General features: G+C 43.3%; 13 protein-coding genes. 7 read left to right on the top strand and 6 right to left on the bottom strand.

Going from position 1 to position 15,568, the window contains the following annotated elements; translation table 11 throughout:
• Positions 1-92: 92 nt before the first annotated feature.
• Positions 93-1,886 (bottom strand): sensor histidine kinase, encoded by a 1,794-nt coding sequence (locus JMX95_RS04775; RefSeq protein ID WP_201560144.1) that lies wholly within the window; start codon positions 1,884-1,886, stop codon positions 93-95.
• Between the two features lie 195 nt (positions 1,887-2,081).
• Entirely contained in the window at positions 2,082-2,717 is a 636-nt protein-coding gene (locus JMX95_RS04770; RefSeq protein ID WP_055123802.1) for a response regulator, read from the bottom strand.
• Between the two features lie 426 nt (positions 2,718-3,143).
• Here JMX95_RS04770 and JMX95_RS04765 point away from each other — a divergent pair, with 426 nt between their 5' ends.
• The gene (locus JMX95_RS04765) at positions 3,144-4,232 is read left to right on the top strand and encodes a serine hydrolase (protein WP_045451193.1); all 1,089 of its coding nucleotides are present in this window, start codon (positions 3,144-3,146) and stop codon (positions 4,230-4,232) included.
• 171 nt (positions 4,233-4,403) lie between these two features.
• Positions 4,404-5,072, top strand: coding sequence for a thiamine phosphate synthase (locus JMX95_RS04760; RefSeq protein WP_201560143.1), 669 nt, complete (start codon positions 4,404-4,406; stop codon positions 5,070-5,072).
• Positions 5,073-5,120: 48 nt separating this feature from the next.
• Here JMX95_RS04760 and JMX95_RS04755 read toward each other — a convergent pair whose 3' ends face one another.
• Positions 5,121-5,450, bottom strand: a complete 330-nt coding sequence (locus tag JMX95_RS04755; RefSeq protein WP_045446956.1) for a TraR/DksA family transcriptional regulator — start codon at positions 5,448-5,450, stop codon at positions 5,121-5,123.
• A gap of 355 nt (positions 5,451-5,805) precedes the next feature.
• On the opposite strand from JMX95_RS04755, the gene JMX95_RS04750 reads away from it, so the two are divergent.
• The 5 genes from JMX95_RS04750 to ruvB all read left to right on the top strand — a co-directional run bounded on the left by JMX95_RS04750 (position 5,806) and on the right by ruvB (position 11,156).
• Complete coding sequence (locus JMX95_RS04750) at positions 5,806-7,020, top strand: phosphoglycerate kinase (protein WP_201560142.1); 1,215 nt, start codon at positions 5,806-5,808, stop codon at positions 7,018-7,020.
• Between the two features lie 259 nt (positions 7,021-7,279).
• Entirely contained in the window at positions 7,280-7,666 is a 387-nt protein-coding gene (locus tag JMX95_RS04745; protein ID WP_055123806.1) for a hypothetical protein, read from the top strand.
• Between the two features lie 555 nt (positions 7,667-8,221).
• On the top strand, positions 8,222-9,259 hold the full coding sequence (fba, locus tag JMX95_RS04740; protein WP_045446949.1) for a class II fructose-bisphosphate aldolase: 1,038 nt from the start codon (positions 8,222-8,224) through the stop codon (positions 9,257-9,259).
• 93 nt (positions 9,260-9,352) lie between these two features.
• Entirely contained in the window at positions 9,353-9,973 is a 621-nt protein-coding gene (gene ruvA / locus JMX95_RS04735; protein WP_087815487.1) for a Holliday junction branch migration protein RuvA, read from the top strand.
• 202 nt (positions 9,974-10,175) lie between these two features.
• Positions 10,176-11,156, top strand: a complete 981-nt coding sequence (ruvB, locus tag JMX95_RS04730; RefSeq protein ID WP_045447074.1) for a Holliday junction branch migration DNA helicase RuvB — start codon at positions 10,176-10,178, stop codon at positions 11,154-11,156.
• A gap of 91 nt (positions 11,157-11,247) precedes the next feature.
• Here ruvB and JMX95_RS04725 read toward each other — a convergent pair whose 3' ends face one another.
• The 3 genes from JMX95_RS04725 to JMX95_RS04715 all read right to left on the bottom strand — a co-directional run bounded on the left by JMX95_RS04725 (position 11,248) and on the right by JMX95_RS04715 (position 15,524).
• On the bottom strand, positions 11,248-12,663 hold the full coding sequence (locus JMX95_RS04725; protein ID WP_201560141.1) for an FAD-binding oxidoreductase: 1,416 nt from the start codon (positions 12,661-12,663) through the stop codon (positions 11,248-11,250).
• 357 nt (positions 12,664-13,020) lie between these two features.
• Positions 13,021-14,682: an ABC1 kinase family protein gene (locus JMX95_RS04720; RefSeq protein ID WP_201560140.1), complete on the bottom strand. Its 1,662-nt coding sequence runs from the start codon at positions 14,680-14,682 to the stop codon at positions 13,021-13,023.
• Between the two features lie 137 nt (positions 14,683-14,819).
• On the bottom strand, positions 14,820-15,524 hold the full coding sequence (locus tag JMX95_RS04715) for an SCP2 domain-containing protein (protein WP_201560139.1): 705 nt from the start codon (positions 15,522-15,524) through the stop codon (positions 14,820-14,822).
• Positions 15,525-15,568: the final 44 nt, after the last annotated feature.

The following is a 15,568-nucleotide window of genomic DNA, read 5'->3' as shown; positions in this document are numbered from 1 at the left end:
TCATCGTATTCAATAGCTATAAAATGGTAAAAACCAAGAGGCCTTAATGGCAAAGTATTCTATGTAATGTTAATACTTGGTAACGTTAATATTTATAAAATAGTGGTATTAACATTATGTTCAGTTTTATTTACATGAGTATCAGCACCAATAGCAGGTGCTATCAAGCGAAAACAGGTTTTCTCATGTTCAGGAATATAAAGCAAGCGAGTTTGGTTGGCCTCACAAAAAGCTTGTGATAAATACAGCCCCAAGCCTGTCCCTGCTTGGTCTGTCGTAAAAAAAGGATTAAATAAATGTTCTAAGTCTTTGGTGCTAACCCCACGACCAGCATCCAAGATATCAATTATAACATCGTTATCCGCACAATAAATCTCGATTTCCACATAGGCATGAGGGTGGGCGTAGCTACTGTAGCGCAAGCCATTGTTAATTAAATTGATTAAGACTTGTTCTAGTTGATGTGTGTCGAATGATATGGTCGGTTGTGTTTTTACGTGTAGAAAAACATCGTGTCCTTGAAAGTAATTCTCTAAAAATGTTGGCATCCAGTCTGCCAATATAATCGCTTGCTGGTTTGCAGTTTGCTGGCGAGACAATTTTAGTACATCTTCGATAATGCGATTCACGCGTTTTGTTTGTGAAAATATTATTTGATAAAGCTCATGATTCGCTGCCATATCATCATTTGAGATGGTCGCCGTTATCGTATTATCTGCCGTATCGACTTCTAGATTGGCTTCTATAACATCTTCCATTAATAATTGGCTGGCTTGTGATATCGCTGCCAAAGGATTCCTTATTTCATGGGCGATGCTCGCCGTCAATTGCCCTAAAGAAGCCAGTTTCAATTGTTGGGCACTGGCTTGTTCGCGGCGTAAATCCTCTAACATTATCAGTTTACTGTCATCTTTTAATGGAATAATTTGTACGCGCAGTTTACCGAATATGGAAGCGTTTGCGACTGCTGGCAAATCATAAATAAAGGTGCGTGATTGGCCTACCGCTACTGACAAACAGGCTTTAAATAGCTGCGTATGTTGTTGACCAAGCTGCTGCTGAAAGTTAGATAAGAGTGCACTGCGAGTATTGTTTCGAGTATCTTTTGTATCAATATAGGTGTTATGCAATGATGCGGAAGGGGTGGGCGAAAGGCTGAGTAATTGGTAAGCGGCAAGGTTTGCTAAAACGATATGCTGTTTATCGATGACGATGACACCATTAACCATTTGCGTGATGACTTCTTGGTTAATGACATTTAATCGTTCAACTTCTTTAGCGTGACTCGCTGCTACTTTTTCAAGTTGTACCAAACGCTGTGAGATGGACCAGCTCAAACCACCAACCGCCAAAAAGCTGGCTGACATGAGCAATGCGTCCCCTAAATTTGCTAAGCTCATGCTATTGGCAATGGCATAAAAGAATTGCTGATAAATGACAAAAATAATAGCGAGTAAGGTAATAATTAAGGCTTGCGAGCCGTGTAGCAACATAAAACTCGCTGCTACCACCACCATATATAGCATGGTCAACTGTAAATCAGGCGCACCCGCTGTATATAGTAATAAGCTTAATATAATGACGTCTAATACTAAACCAAAGGCTAGCTGTCGCCGCATTTGCTGATTAACGACATAAAACAAGCCAAGTAAAATAAGGCTAAGCAGGAAATAAAAGCTAAGCGTTGTTTGTTGTAAAAAGCTTGGTAGAGAGAGGCTGTTGTCAGAGTGAGCGGTGATATACACCATCAGTAGAGAAAACAGACTAACAGCAAAGCGGTAACTGCTATAAATAAGCCCCAACCTGCGCAATTGAGGTGGAGATAGCGTGTCATCACGATGCAAATAGTGAGTAACAGCAGAGACGATATTAGTAGCAGGCTTCATAGATTGACCGCAATAAGGGAACAGTTGCTAGGGCGTGTCCTCATTTTAAAAATAGGGATAAAATGAGATAAATTACAATCAAACAAGGAAGATATCGCCATTAATATCGGGATATTTGACGATACTTGATAAAATTTAGCCATTTTCAGCCCATGTAAATGTCCATCAATTGAACTGAGGACACGCCCTAATGAGTTATGGCTGAATTAGACCATGACGAATGGCCAAATGTGTTAACTTCACATCGCTATCAACCCCAACTTTCTCATAAATACGATAGCGGTAAGTGTTGATGGTTTTGACACTCACAAATAGTTGGTCAGCGATTTGCTGCGGGCTTTGACAGTTAACGACCATCATTGCCACCTGTTTTTCGCGATCACTCAGTAAGTCAAAGGGTGAGTTGGCATTATCTGACAGCAAAACATCAGCCAGTTGCTCAGCGACATCTTGGCTAAAATAACGACCACCCTGATAGATTTTTTTGACAGCGCGAATCATCTCATCGAGCGGCGTGCCCTTCGTAATATAGCCATTGACCCCCGCTTTGATAAGCATAGAAGGGTAAGGCTGCGCTGACATACTGCTGACGGCCAATATTTTGATACCCATATCCAGCTGAATTAAGCGTTTGGTTGCTTCAAGGCCACCAATATTAGGCATATTGACATCAAGCAAAACCACATCAGGGCGCAATTGTTTGGCCAATTTGATGGCCATGTCACCGCTGTCCGCTTCGCCGATTACTTCGATATCGATACTATCTGACAACATGCGGCTAATACCCATTCTCACCAAATCATGATCATCTACTACCAGTACTTTAATCATAACGATACTCTTTGTTGTTTGTCAGAATGAAGGCTTTTATTGACGCTAAATGACAAAAAATAAAATCATTAGAGTCGTTTTTTTAGTTTTTGAAAAAATAAAATATTGCTAATCTTTTAGATAAATACCATTGTTTAATATAACAAAAAACGAATAATCACAGTGTTCAAAGTTAAGATATATTGCTGCAATGTGAGTCAATGTTTCTGTAATATAAAGTGGTTGTAGTAAAATTTGAATTACACCAAAATAAATTATTAAATCAGCTTGATACATTAAACTTAAATGCAAACCATGATACACTAAAAATACAAAAACTCTATACGAGTACTTATAAACCCATTCATAAACGCTACGTACGTTGTTGGTATAGGTTAGTATGTAACTGATTCTCTAATTAACAGCATCGTGACAGCAGGAGGCATAATGAAGCAACTACCATTAACCAAACAGCAATTAATCGCTGCTATGATTTCATTGAGTTTGGGCAGTGTTGCACAAGCGGCACTTACTATTAATGGTAGCGCCGACACTAGCTCTAGTGCTCGCATGAGTTGGGGCGGTGCCGATAGTTTGTCTGAAGCACGCAATATTATGTACAAATCCAAAGGCTCAGCTATCAAGAAAGTTGATAGTGGCAATGGTACGACCAGTATCACCAACGCCAATAGTTTCGGTAGTAGTAATAACAGTTACAATAGCAGTAACAGCTACAATACAACGTATCGTGGCTCATTTGGCAGCAGTAACATGATACCGATCAGCACTGATTCGCGTAGTGTTGCGGTCATCGACGCTGAAACGGGCGAATCTATTTATGAAAAAGATGCTGACATTGCGCGTCCAATGGCCAGTATCTCTAAAGTGATGACGGCCATGGTTGTATTGGATGCTGGTCTCGATATGCGTGAAGAGCTCACACTCGATCCAGAAGATTTCGTCGGTCCTAAGCGTGCCAGCTCTAACCTCAAATCAGGCGATCGTTTGAATCGTGCTGAGATGTTGCTTATGGCATTGATGAAATCAGAAAACCCAGCAGCAAAGAGTTTAGCGCGTAATTATCCAGGTGGCTATACTGCCTTTATACGTGCCATGAATCGTAAGGCTCAAGATCTGGGTATGACCACGGCTTTCTTTGGTGATCCAACGGGTCTTGATAAGCGTAACGTCGCTTCATCAAACGATTTGGTTAAAATGGTTCGTGCGGCGGGTAACTATGACGTAATTCGTCGTTTCTCGACCACCAAGAGCTATGACTTTTATGTGTCTAACTACTCAAGTGGTAACCGTACTTATAAAGCCAATAACACCAGTAGCTTGGTTCGTGCCGGTGATTATCCAATTGGTATCTCAAAAACAGGTTTCATCAATGAAGCTGGTCGTTGTGTGGTCATGGAAACGCGTGTGAATAACCGCCCAGCAATTATCGTTATCTTAGGAGCGAACAGCTCAGCCACACGTTGGGGTGATGCCAAAAATATTCTAAACAGTCTAGCGACACGCCGCACGGTATAACTTTACTGTTTTAGCATTTATAAAAAGGCTGTTATTCGATATAACAGCCTTTTTATTGTGTTGAATTTAAGGTGTGTCTTTAATTTAATCAATGGACTTCTACAAGGGCTAAAAATTTATCTCATTTTTATCTCCATTTTTAAAATGAGGACACATTCTAGGAAAAATAATATGACTCAAACATCGATTGTTATATCAGCACCAAAGCTATATTTACTGACCAATGACGATGAGTTTGCGCTGCTGTATCGCAAATTAGAAGCAGCATTAGCAACAGGATTCATTGCGCTGTTACAAATTCGTCGCAAGCAGATATTGGCGCTACCTGATGGTGAGTCTCGTCTATACGAAGAGGCTAGGCAAATAGTTGAGTTGGCGAAAGCGTACAGCGTACCAGTCGTCATCAATGACAATATTAAACTGGCTGCCAAGCTCGGCGTTGGTGTGCATTTGGGTCAACAAGATGGCGAAGTCACTGATGCTAAGGACGAAATCCAACCAAACCAAGTGATCGGACGCACTTGTCATGGCAAGATAGAACTGGTTGAAGAAGCAAAAAACGAGGGCGTAAGCTATGCCGCTATGGGTGCGATTTTTACCTCAAATACAAAACCTAACGCCAATATTATCTCGCGCCAGCAACTTATAGATGGCTGTCAGCAAAATATAGCGATATGTGTCATAGGTGGCTTGACGGCAGAAAATGTCACCGAACTGGCAGGTTTGCCCATTACTTACGTGGCGGTCGTTGGGGATATTATGGATTTGCCCGTGGATCAAATCGCGATGCGCTGTAAACAATGGCAGCAGGCATTCTCTCAATGGAAAATGCCTGCTTGATCACTAGAACTTTGATTTGGAATGGCTGTCTTAGAGTAAAATGAATCGTTATTCAGCGTGTTCCATGCATAGGGTAGCGTAAGGCAGTGCTTGTAAGCGCTGTTCTTCAATTTGCTCACCGCAGACTTCACATTTACCATAAGTCCCGTTTTCAATACGACTTAGCGCATTTTCGACATAGATCAAACTTTGACGGGCTTCAACCATCAAATTTGTACGCATGTCGTTTTGACGATAAGAGATGGCTTGGTCTTCCCAATGCTCATTGAGGTCGTCTTGCGGGTTTTGGATATGATCTTCGATTTTATCGATACGAGTCTCATATTCTTCTTTAAGTGTTAGTAGGTTTTGTTTGGCAGCTTGAAGGTCGATACTCATTGGGTTCTCCTAATGGGTTATTTTTATTGTAGGTATTATTTATTATCAGTGCTAATAGCATCTTAAACAGCCTTATTACTAAGTGCCACCACGAAATGTTACTGATTTTTATTAAAATTTAGCCATTTGTCTTATTTTTATCCCCATTTTCAAAATAAGGACACGCCCGAGTAAAATTTAATAGGGTGTTCTTTATGAGCACTTGCTAGAAAACTGCTAGAATACACCGCCTCAAATTCTTGCTTGGTTACTTTTATAAAGCCACAGACAAGAGCAGCCGATTTGATAAATATTTTCAGCAATAACTAAAAAGCCAACCGATAGATTAACAAGAGATGATGCATAGGAGCAGGTAATGAATTTTTTGCGTATGAGTGAGCTGAGCTTAACGGATAAAGTGGTGTTGATTCGTGAAGATCTCAATGTGCCTATTAAAAACGGTAAAGTCGCCAGTGATGCACGCCTGCAAGCCAGTTTGCCTACGATTAAGATGGCGTTAGAAAAAGGCGCGGCCGTTATAGTTTGTTCTCACTTAGGTCGTCCAACTGAAGGCAGTCCTGAGTCGATATATTCGCTAGCACCAGTTGCTGAGTATTTAAGCGATAAATTAGCCACAGAGTTATCAAAGCCCGTTAGCTTAAACAATGACTACCTTACAGAGGGCGTGGCAATTCAAGCAGGCGAGGTCGTGCTATTAGAAAACGTACGCTTTAATCAGGGCGAAAAGAAAAACGATGCGGATTTAGCACAGAAATACGCTGATTTATGCGATGTATTCGTGATGGATGCATTTGGCACCGCACATCGTGCGCAGGCCTCAACAGAAGGCGTTACCCAAGCTATGCATCGAGCAGGAAAAACAGCTTGTGCAGGACCTTTATTGGCGGCTGAGCTTGATGCGTTAAGCTTGGCACTTGAGACCCCAGCGCAGCCAATGTTGGCAATCGTTGGTGGTTCCAAGGTATCGACAAAGCTAGAAGTGTTGCACAGTTTGTCTGAATTGTGCTCGCAGATTATCGTTGGTGGCGGTATTGCGAATACCTTCCTAGCCGCGCAAGGTCATAGCGTTGGTGCGTCACTTTATGAAGCGGACTTGGTTGAGACAGCTCGTGACATTATGACTAAGACTGAGATTTTATTACCTGAATATGTTGTCGTTGCTGATAAAAATGAGATTGATTTTGCTGACTTCACAGGCTCATTACAACAAGCCACTGCGACCATCAAATCTGTCGATACGATTGGCGAAAATGAAATGATATTGGACATCGCTCCAGAAAGTGCCAAGCAATTAGCGGATGCTATTATCAACGCAAAAACCATTTTATGGAATGGTCCAGTCGGTGTTTTTGAAGTCGATGCTTTTGGTCAGGGCACACAAATCATAGCAAATGCCGTTAAAAACAGCGAAGGATTTTCGATTGCTGGTGGTGGTGATACGCTTGCTGCAATTGATAAATATCAAGTGGCAGATGGCGTTAGCTACATGTCAACAGGTGGTGGCGCATTTTTAGAGTTTGTAGAAGGCAAAGTATTACCTGCGGTTGCTGCTCTACAGATTGATGTGTAATGCTTTAACGATATTTAGCAGATGAGTAACATTAGCCGTACAATTTAGGCTCATCATCTCATGTACGCTGTACCAATAATATTTTGGCTACTAATCTTATGTTATTGTTTTAAGAGAAATAAGAGTCAGTGGCCACTCATTATTATTAAGTAGTAATTATTTGTTTCTATACTGAAAATTATGATTGCATGTCTAATTTGCACTCTATAAAATAGCGCAAATCATGTATTTGACATGCTTTATTTATGAGGGATTTATTATGTTAAAACGCCATTTATTACTTGCTAGCGTACTTGCTGGTACTTTTGCAATCACTGCATGTAGCCAACAAACAGAAGAGAACGCCGAAGCTGCTGTTGAGTCTGCTGGTGATGATGTTGCTGCTAACGCTGATACTGCCGCTGCTGAAACAGAAGCCGCTGCCGCTGAAGCTGAAGTTGCTGCAAAAGATGCTGGTACTGAAGTTGCCGAAGGCGCTGAAACTGCCGGTGTTGCTGCTACAGATGCACTAAAAAACACTGGTGAAGCAGTTGTGGTAGGCGCAAATGAAGCCGTTGCCAAAACTGCTGAAGTGGTTGCCGATGGCGCATCTGCTGTTGAGAATAAAGCCAGTGAAAACGCAGTAGAAGCAGAACAACAGTACTAATTATCAATACATAAGCAACTGGACCTAAGCCATTGATCTACTAATTTATCGATTGATGAATAGCTTATTAAGCTGTTGGTTGCAGATATTGATAGCTGTATAAGCCCTCAAAATATTTAAAAAGCTTTGGTGATAGCCAAGGCTTTTTTGTATTTAAAATCATAATCTAGAGGTTAGGGCGTGTCCTCATCTTTAGCCCATTTAAATATCCATTGATTGAATTGAGGGCAGGCCTTAGTCAGTCAAAAATATGGTGCACAAGGTTTATCCGTTTTTTCAATTAGCTGCGTATCATATGGAACTTATCAAATTGTTTTATGAAACTCGCTATCATTCTGTTTTATGAATCAAGCAAAGAAAGAAATAGTCGGTTAACCGCTACGAAGCGCTGGCAATTTTTGCTATAATCACGGCGTAATAATTACGATCAAAAAACACTGGTTTTTTGCTGGTCTGGCTATTATCAGGCTAGGGTTTTAGGGCAATTGTTGCAACATCGTATTTTTAAGAATGATTTCTTAATATCATATTCAAAATTTAATCAGAGAGCGTCTTATGGCTTTAATATCGTTACGTCAACTTCTAGATCATGCCGCCGAAAATAACTACGGTGTCCCTGCTTACAATGTCAATAATTTAGAGCAGATGCGTGCAATCATGATGGCAGCCGACGCCTGTGATTCTCCTGTTATCGTACAGGCTAGTGCTGGCGCACGCAGTTATGCAGGCTCTGCATTTTTGCGTCATCTGATTATTGCTGCTATCGAAGAGTGGCCACATATTCCAGTCGTTATGCATCAAGATCATGGTATGTCACCAGCGATTTGCCAACGCTCAATTCAGCTTGGCTTTTCATCAGTGATGATGGACGGCTCGCTCGGTGAAGACGGTAAAACGCCAATGGATTATGATTACAATGCCAGCGTGACTCGCGAAGTTGTCAAGATGGCACACGCGTGCGGTGTTTCAGTAGAAGGTGAAATTGGTTGCTTAGGTAGTCTTGAGACTGGTATGGCTGGTGAAGAAGACGGCTCTGGGGCAGAAGGCGTATTAGATCACGAGCAGCTATTGACCAGTGCTGATGAAGCAGAACAGTTCGTTAAAGACACTAACGTCGATGCGTTAGCCATTGCTATCGGTACCAGTCATGGTGCATATAAATTCACCCGTCCACCGACAGGCGACATCCTATCGATTGAGCGTGTAAAAGAGATTCATGCCCGTATTCCTAACACCCATCTTGTTATGCATGGCTCGTCATCAGTGCCGCAAGAGTGGTTAAAAGTTATCAATGAAAATGGTGGCAACATCGGTGAGACTTATGGTGTACCGGTTGAGCAAATCGTTGAAGCGATTAAGCATGGCGTACGTAAGGTAAATATCGATACCGATTTGCGTTTGGCATCAACGGGCGCTATTCGTAAATTCCTTGCTGAAAACCCGAGTGAATTTGATCCACGTAAATACTTCAAAGCCTCTATGGTTGCAATGTCAGATATCTGTACCAATCGTTTCGAAGCCTTTGGTTCTGCGGGTCAGGCACATAAAATTCGCCCAATCAGCCTTGAAGGTATGGTCGATTTTTATAAGTAAGCGTGTCGGTGAGATATGCTTATTTAATAGCATTTATCATTAAATAGCAGCTCAGTTCATTTTTTATATCAGCTCTAATAGAGGTAGTGGATTATGATTGGATTGATTAGTGGTCAAGTGCAGTATTTGATGGCACCAACTGCCTGTGTCATGACTACCTCTGGTGTCGGCTACGATATAGAGCTGCCGCTACCGTCATTTTGCCAGTTGCGTCTCAATGAGCAGGCGAGCATTTGGACGCACTTTCATGTGCGCGAAGATGCGCAGCTGCTTTATGGCTTTATCGATCGCAAAGAGCGTGACGTCTTTCGGCAATTGATTAAAATCAATGGTGTTGGCGCAAAAATGGCGTTAGCAATGCTATCTGCGATGTCAGCTGCTGAGTTAAAGATGCATGTCGAGCAAGAGTCAGAGACGGCATTAACCCGTATTCCGGGTATCGGTAAAAAAACAGCGCAGCGCTTATTGATTGAGCTAAAAGATAAGCTGAAAAATATCGAAGTCGATAGCAGTAATTTAGAGTTTGCCATGCAACCTGCTGAGGTGTCTCACGAGGGCAGCATTATCGCTGAGGTAGAAGGCGCGTTGATTAGCTTGGGCTATAAAGAAAGAGAGGCACAGCAAGCGATTAAAGCCGCTAAGAGTAATGGTAATACCTTTGCCGATACGCAAGGTTTACTAAAAGCCACATTGCAACAGTTGTCAGGATTTTGATTCATTCAGCTCACTACCATCAATAAGTATCAATAACTCTTAAACAGATAAGCGACATTCATTGTCGCTTATTTTCGTTTTAGGCTGTGCTTTATTTAGTCGCTGCTTTATGATGTTTTGCATGACTTATACGTAGCGTTTGGTTATGCTATTTATACCTATTCTTTAAAAATAATGATTTAATATAATGATAAAACCTATGATGCAAGATCGTTTGATTAATCCATTTGAAGGGGCAGGCGATGCGCCTGATTCTAATATTCGACCGGCATTACTGGCTGAATATATTGGTCAGCCAGTGGTACGTGAGCAGATGGAAGTATTTATTGGCGCAGCGCGTGGTCGAGGTGAGGCATTAGATCATACTTTGATTTTTGGTCCGCCTGGTCTTGGAAAAACGACGCTTGCCAATATTATTGCTCGTGAAATGGGTGGTAATTTGCGTTCAACCTCAGGGCCTGTGCTTGAGCGCCCCGGTGATTTGGCAGCTATGTTGACCAATCTAGAAGAGGGTGATGTGCTATTTATCGATGAAATTCATCGATTGAGTTCCGTTATTGAAGAGATACTGTACCCCGCCATGGAAGATTTTCAGCTGGATATTATGATTGGTGAAGGACCTGCGGCACGCTCTATCAAGCTGGATTTACCGCCGTTTACCTTAGTCGCGGCAACCACGCGAGCAGGATTATTGACCTCACCACTGCGTGATCGTTTCGGCATTGTGCAGCGGCTCGAATTTTATAATATTGCTGACCTGACCACGATTGTGAGTCGTGCCGCACGTTTGATGCGTGTACCGATGAGTGAAGATGGCGCGGTGGAGATTGCTCGCCGTGCGCGTGGTACGCCAAGGATTGCCAATCGTTTATTACGCCGTGTACGTGATTATGCTGAAGTGAGAGGCGACGGTAGTATCAATGGCGCGATTGCTGGCAGTGCGCTCGATATGCTGGCAGTTGATAGACGTGGTCTTGATCATTTGGACAGACGTTATATTGAGATATTGCACGAACGCTTTGATGGCGGTCCAGCTGGCGTTGAAGCGGTAGCAGCAGCAATGGCTGAAGATCGCGGTACGCTTGAGGATGTGATTGAGCCATATCTTATTCAGCAAGGCTATGTATTGCGTACCGCACGTGGACGCGTACTGACCCAGATGGCGATTGACCAGATGTTATGAAATTAGCCTAAAAAATGCGCCTACGTTTAATACTCTAGTTAAACGTAGGCGCATTTTTAGGCTTTGATTTCTTATCAGCAATATTCAACAGTTAAACAGTGGGTAAAGCCACAGGCCATATTTTACCAGGGTTAAGTATGTTTTTAGGGTCAAGAGCTGACTTGATCGCTTGCATCAGCACTAAGGCGTTACCGTGCTCTTGCTGCATATATTTTTGTTTGCCTTGCCCGATGCCATGCTCACCTGTACAAGTGCCATCCATTTCAATAGCGCGGGTAGCTAAGCGGCTGATAATGCCGTCAGCAGTAGCGATTTCTTCAGGGTTTTCGGTATCGACTAATAACAAAACATGAAAATTACCATCGCCAACATGACCGACGATAGGCCCAATCATGCCCGACGCTTCGATATCTTTTACTGTTGCACTGACGCATTCTGCTAATCGTGAAATGGGCACACAAGCATCCGTCGATAAGGCGCTGGCGTCAGGACGTAAAGCAGAGCTGGCATGATAAGCGTTATGCCTTGCTTGCCACAGACGCTTGCGCTCGGCTTCATTGGTATCCCAAGCGAAGTCACGACCGCCGAATTCTTCGATAATATCCGTAAACAGTTGAGCTTGTTCAGCGACGCTGGCATCTGTGCCATGAAACTCTACAAATAGGGTAGGCGTCTCATCCAGATCAAGATTGGCATATTGATTACAGGCTTTAATTTGCATGGCATCAAGTAGCTCAATGCGTGCAATCGGCAAGCACATTTGAATGGTCAGCATTACTGCCTGACAGGCATCCTCAATCGTTGGGAAATGGCAAATACCGCTACCAATACATTCGCTGATGCCGAATAGTTTAAGTGTGACTTCGGTGACGATACCGAGCGTACCCTCTGAGCCGATCATTAATCTCGTCAAGTCATAACCCGCCGCAGATTTTTTGGCACGGGTACCAGTGCGGACAATCTCTCCACTAGCGGTGACTATCTCAAGCGCGAGTACCACATCTTTCATGGTGCCATAGCGGACAGCATTGGTGCCTGAGGCGCGAGTCGCGACCATGCCGCCGATACTGGCATTGGCGCCAGGGTCTATGGGAAAGAACAGCCCGGTATCACGTAAGTAGTGATTGAGCTGCTCACGTGTGACGCCTGGTTGTACGGTAACGGTCAGATCTTCATTATGTACCTGCAATATTGCATCCATCGCGTGCATATCGATGCATAATCCACCATATGGGGCATTTAATTGACCTTCTAAGGATGAGCCAATACCAAATGCAATCACTGGCATTTGATACTGATTGCAAATCTCCACCGCAGCTGCTACCTCGTGCTTATCTTGTACTGTCAAGACGGCATCGGGTGGCTGATTGGCAAGCCACGTCATCGTATGCCCATGCTGCTCACGTACCGTTATATTGGTAGTAAGTTGTTTACCGAAACGAGTTTGTAAGGCAGCAATAGCCTCGCTGTGGTCTTTCTTAGCAATTGATATTTTAGCGGTAGACATGGGTGATTCCTATACAGGGCGTCTTTTTTACCGAGCCAATGAGAAATGAGGCAATGTAAAAACTAAGCTCTCACTCACTTTAAATGTCACTAAAAAGCAATGAAAGTGAGTGAGAGCTTATTGAACAAATACTAGGGCGTGTCATCAATTAGCACATTAATGTATTTAGTGGCCTTAAAATGGCTAAATTTTGCTAAACATCGTCAGTAATTTTGTCAATATGTTCATATTGACGGCAATTTCTTCCTTGTTTATCTACAATTTTTCTCATTTTAAGCCTCACAATCTAATTGATGACACGCCCTAGATAGTACTGGCTATTAACCAATACTTATTTTTATTAAAAATAACAGAGCGTTAGGCTAAAATACGCCAAACGACAACCAAAATAGCCAATATATAAAAGATAGGCGAGAGCCAGCCAACAACCTGTGTTGCAATGGCAATGAAAATGGCAAAACCTGACAGTGCTAGCCAATCTCGGCGTCGATCATTAAGCATATCCGCACGAATTTGTTGTATTTCTCGCAGTTGACTGTCTTGGCGTGATCCTTGTGAGGCAAGGCTTTGTAAGCCTTGATCCAATAGCTTTGGAATATCAGTCGTCGATAATAAAATCTCTGGTAACTGCTGACGCAGCTGTTGCAAATTACGCATCGGATCGAGCTGCTCTTTAATCCAACTGCTTAAGATCGGCTTGGCAAGTGACCAGATATCAAGGTCAGGATACAAGTCGCGACCGAGTCCTTCGACATGAACCAAGGTCTTCAATAGCAGCATGAGTTGCGGCGGGATACTCATATGGTGACGACGGGCGATATCTAAAATTTGCATTAAGACACCGGCAAAGTCGATATCATTGATAGATTTTTGCAGCATTGGACCAACCGTGCGTTTCATATCGCGCATCAGGGCATGCTTGTCTGTATTTGGTGGAATCCAGCCAGCTCTACTGACGATATCAACCATCGCCGTAAAGTTGTTATTCATCACCGCCAACAGCATGCGCGCCACAATGAGCTGATCGTCTTTTGATAGCGTACCCATGATGGCGCAATCAAGCCCTATATAGCGCGGCTCGTGTCCTAAGTCAACCGCTGCCATATCTGCGGTGAGTGTTTTAACCGGCGGCGTCTCTACAAACACATTACCCGGATGCATATCGGCATGAAAAAAGTTATCGCGGAATACTTGGGTAAAAAATATCGTTAAGCCTTTTTCTGCTAGTGCTGCTCGGTCATAACCAAGTTGATCAAACACTGCAACTTGCGAGATAGGAACGCCTTGGATACGCTCCATGACCATCACATTTTTGGCAGAATCATAGACTTCTGGTACATACATCAATGCGGAACCCAAGAAGTTGTTGCGCATCTGAGTGGTATTGTCTGCCTCTAAGGTCAAATCCAGCTCGTTTAACATCACTTGGCGATAGTCTTCTACAATATCGACGATATGGATGGCACGTGCCGCTTCAATACGCGCTGATGCCCAATCGGCCAGCTCGCGTAGTAGCTCAAAATCAGCAATGATGGTGGTGCGGATATCAGGACGCACCACTTTTACCACTACTTCACGCCCATCATGCAATGCAGCAGTATGTACTTGGGCAATAGAAGCCGCCGCTAGAGGTTTGACATCAAAGCGTGCGAACAATGTGCCAATCGATTGACCAAGACCGTGTTTAGGGTCTTGGATTTGGGTAATGGCCACATCAGAATTGAAAGGTTTGACTTTGTCTTGTAGCTGAACCAATTGCTCGATAATCTCAGGCGGCACTAAATCGCGACGCGTTGACAGCAGTTGGCCAAGCTTTAAAAACAGCGTGCCCATGTCTTCAAGCGCATATTTAATCGCATTGGGTTGGTGTTTTTTACCCCACGCCGCTGGATGTAGGCGAATCAAACGCGCCAAAGGTTGCAGCTGTGGCGCGTCTTCGATAGAAAGATGAGTATCGATGCGATAAATTGCGGCGATACGCCAAAGCTCAAGTAAACGGGCGCGATGAGATAATAGCATGAGGTATGGGTACTCTAAAGAAAGTCGAAAATAGGGTGGGCACTGCACTTATTTATAAACTGTGCTTGTCTATAAATTGCACTTATCTATAAACAGTGCTGTCGATAATAGGATTTAGCGATCATCGACGACAACAGTTATTGATGAAACGAGTTATTGAGAAAACGTGCCTGTTCATCTTTGATAGCAGCAAGTTTGGCCTCTTCACGTTCGACATCAGCCCGCAGCTTTAACAGTTGCTGCTTAAGATCGTTTACTTCTGCTGCCTCGAGAGGATCAGGAGCACTATTACCTGCTACCTCATTAGCCCAGTCGCTGACGTCATCAAAAGCGCGTTTGGCACTATGACGCCAGCTACCTTTTAGCTGTGATATAAGTAGATGTAACTGACTGGCCATCGGCTTACCAATAAATGGCTCAAGCTGTCCTGCAACATCTGGGTCGAAACCTGCGACCAGTTGTTTGAGCTGCATGAGTACCTTATAATCACCCGCGATAGGTAAATTGCCTTCGGCACCACGCATCAGATTCAGCAGTTGCGCTGGGTTATCTACAGTAATGGTACAGTCTGGGCGACTATGACCAATCCGTGCGCGCTCCATAGTGGCTTGTTGGTGCTCGTTCATCGCGCCACTTTGCTCAAACACACTCTCGGTTGTCACCGGCTCAAAACGCAAACGCTCATGAGTGAATAAAATATCCAAACGAATCTCAGGCATTGCCATATTGAGTCGCAATACTTTGCCAGCAAGCGGTGCCAATCCTGATTTGGTAATCTCATCACTCGCAATAGCAAGGTTAATCAGCTTTTCGGCACCCGCCAAAAGTAGAACAGTCAGCATAAGGCTCTCGCATAGTCAGTTGAGCGCCTTAAAAGAGCGCATCA

Source organism: Psychrobacter sp. NC44, assembly GCF_904846655.1.
Lineage (GTDB): Bacteria > Pseudomonadota > Gammaproteobacteria > Pseudomonadales > Moraxellaceae > Psychrobacter.
Note: the sequence above shows the minus strand (reverse complement) of the source record. Positions and strands in the feature narration are given on the sequence as shown.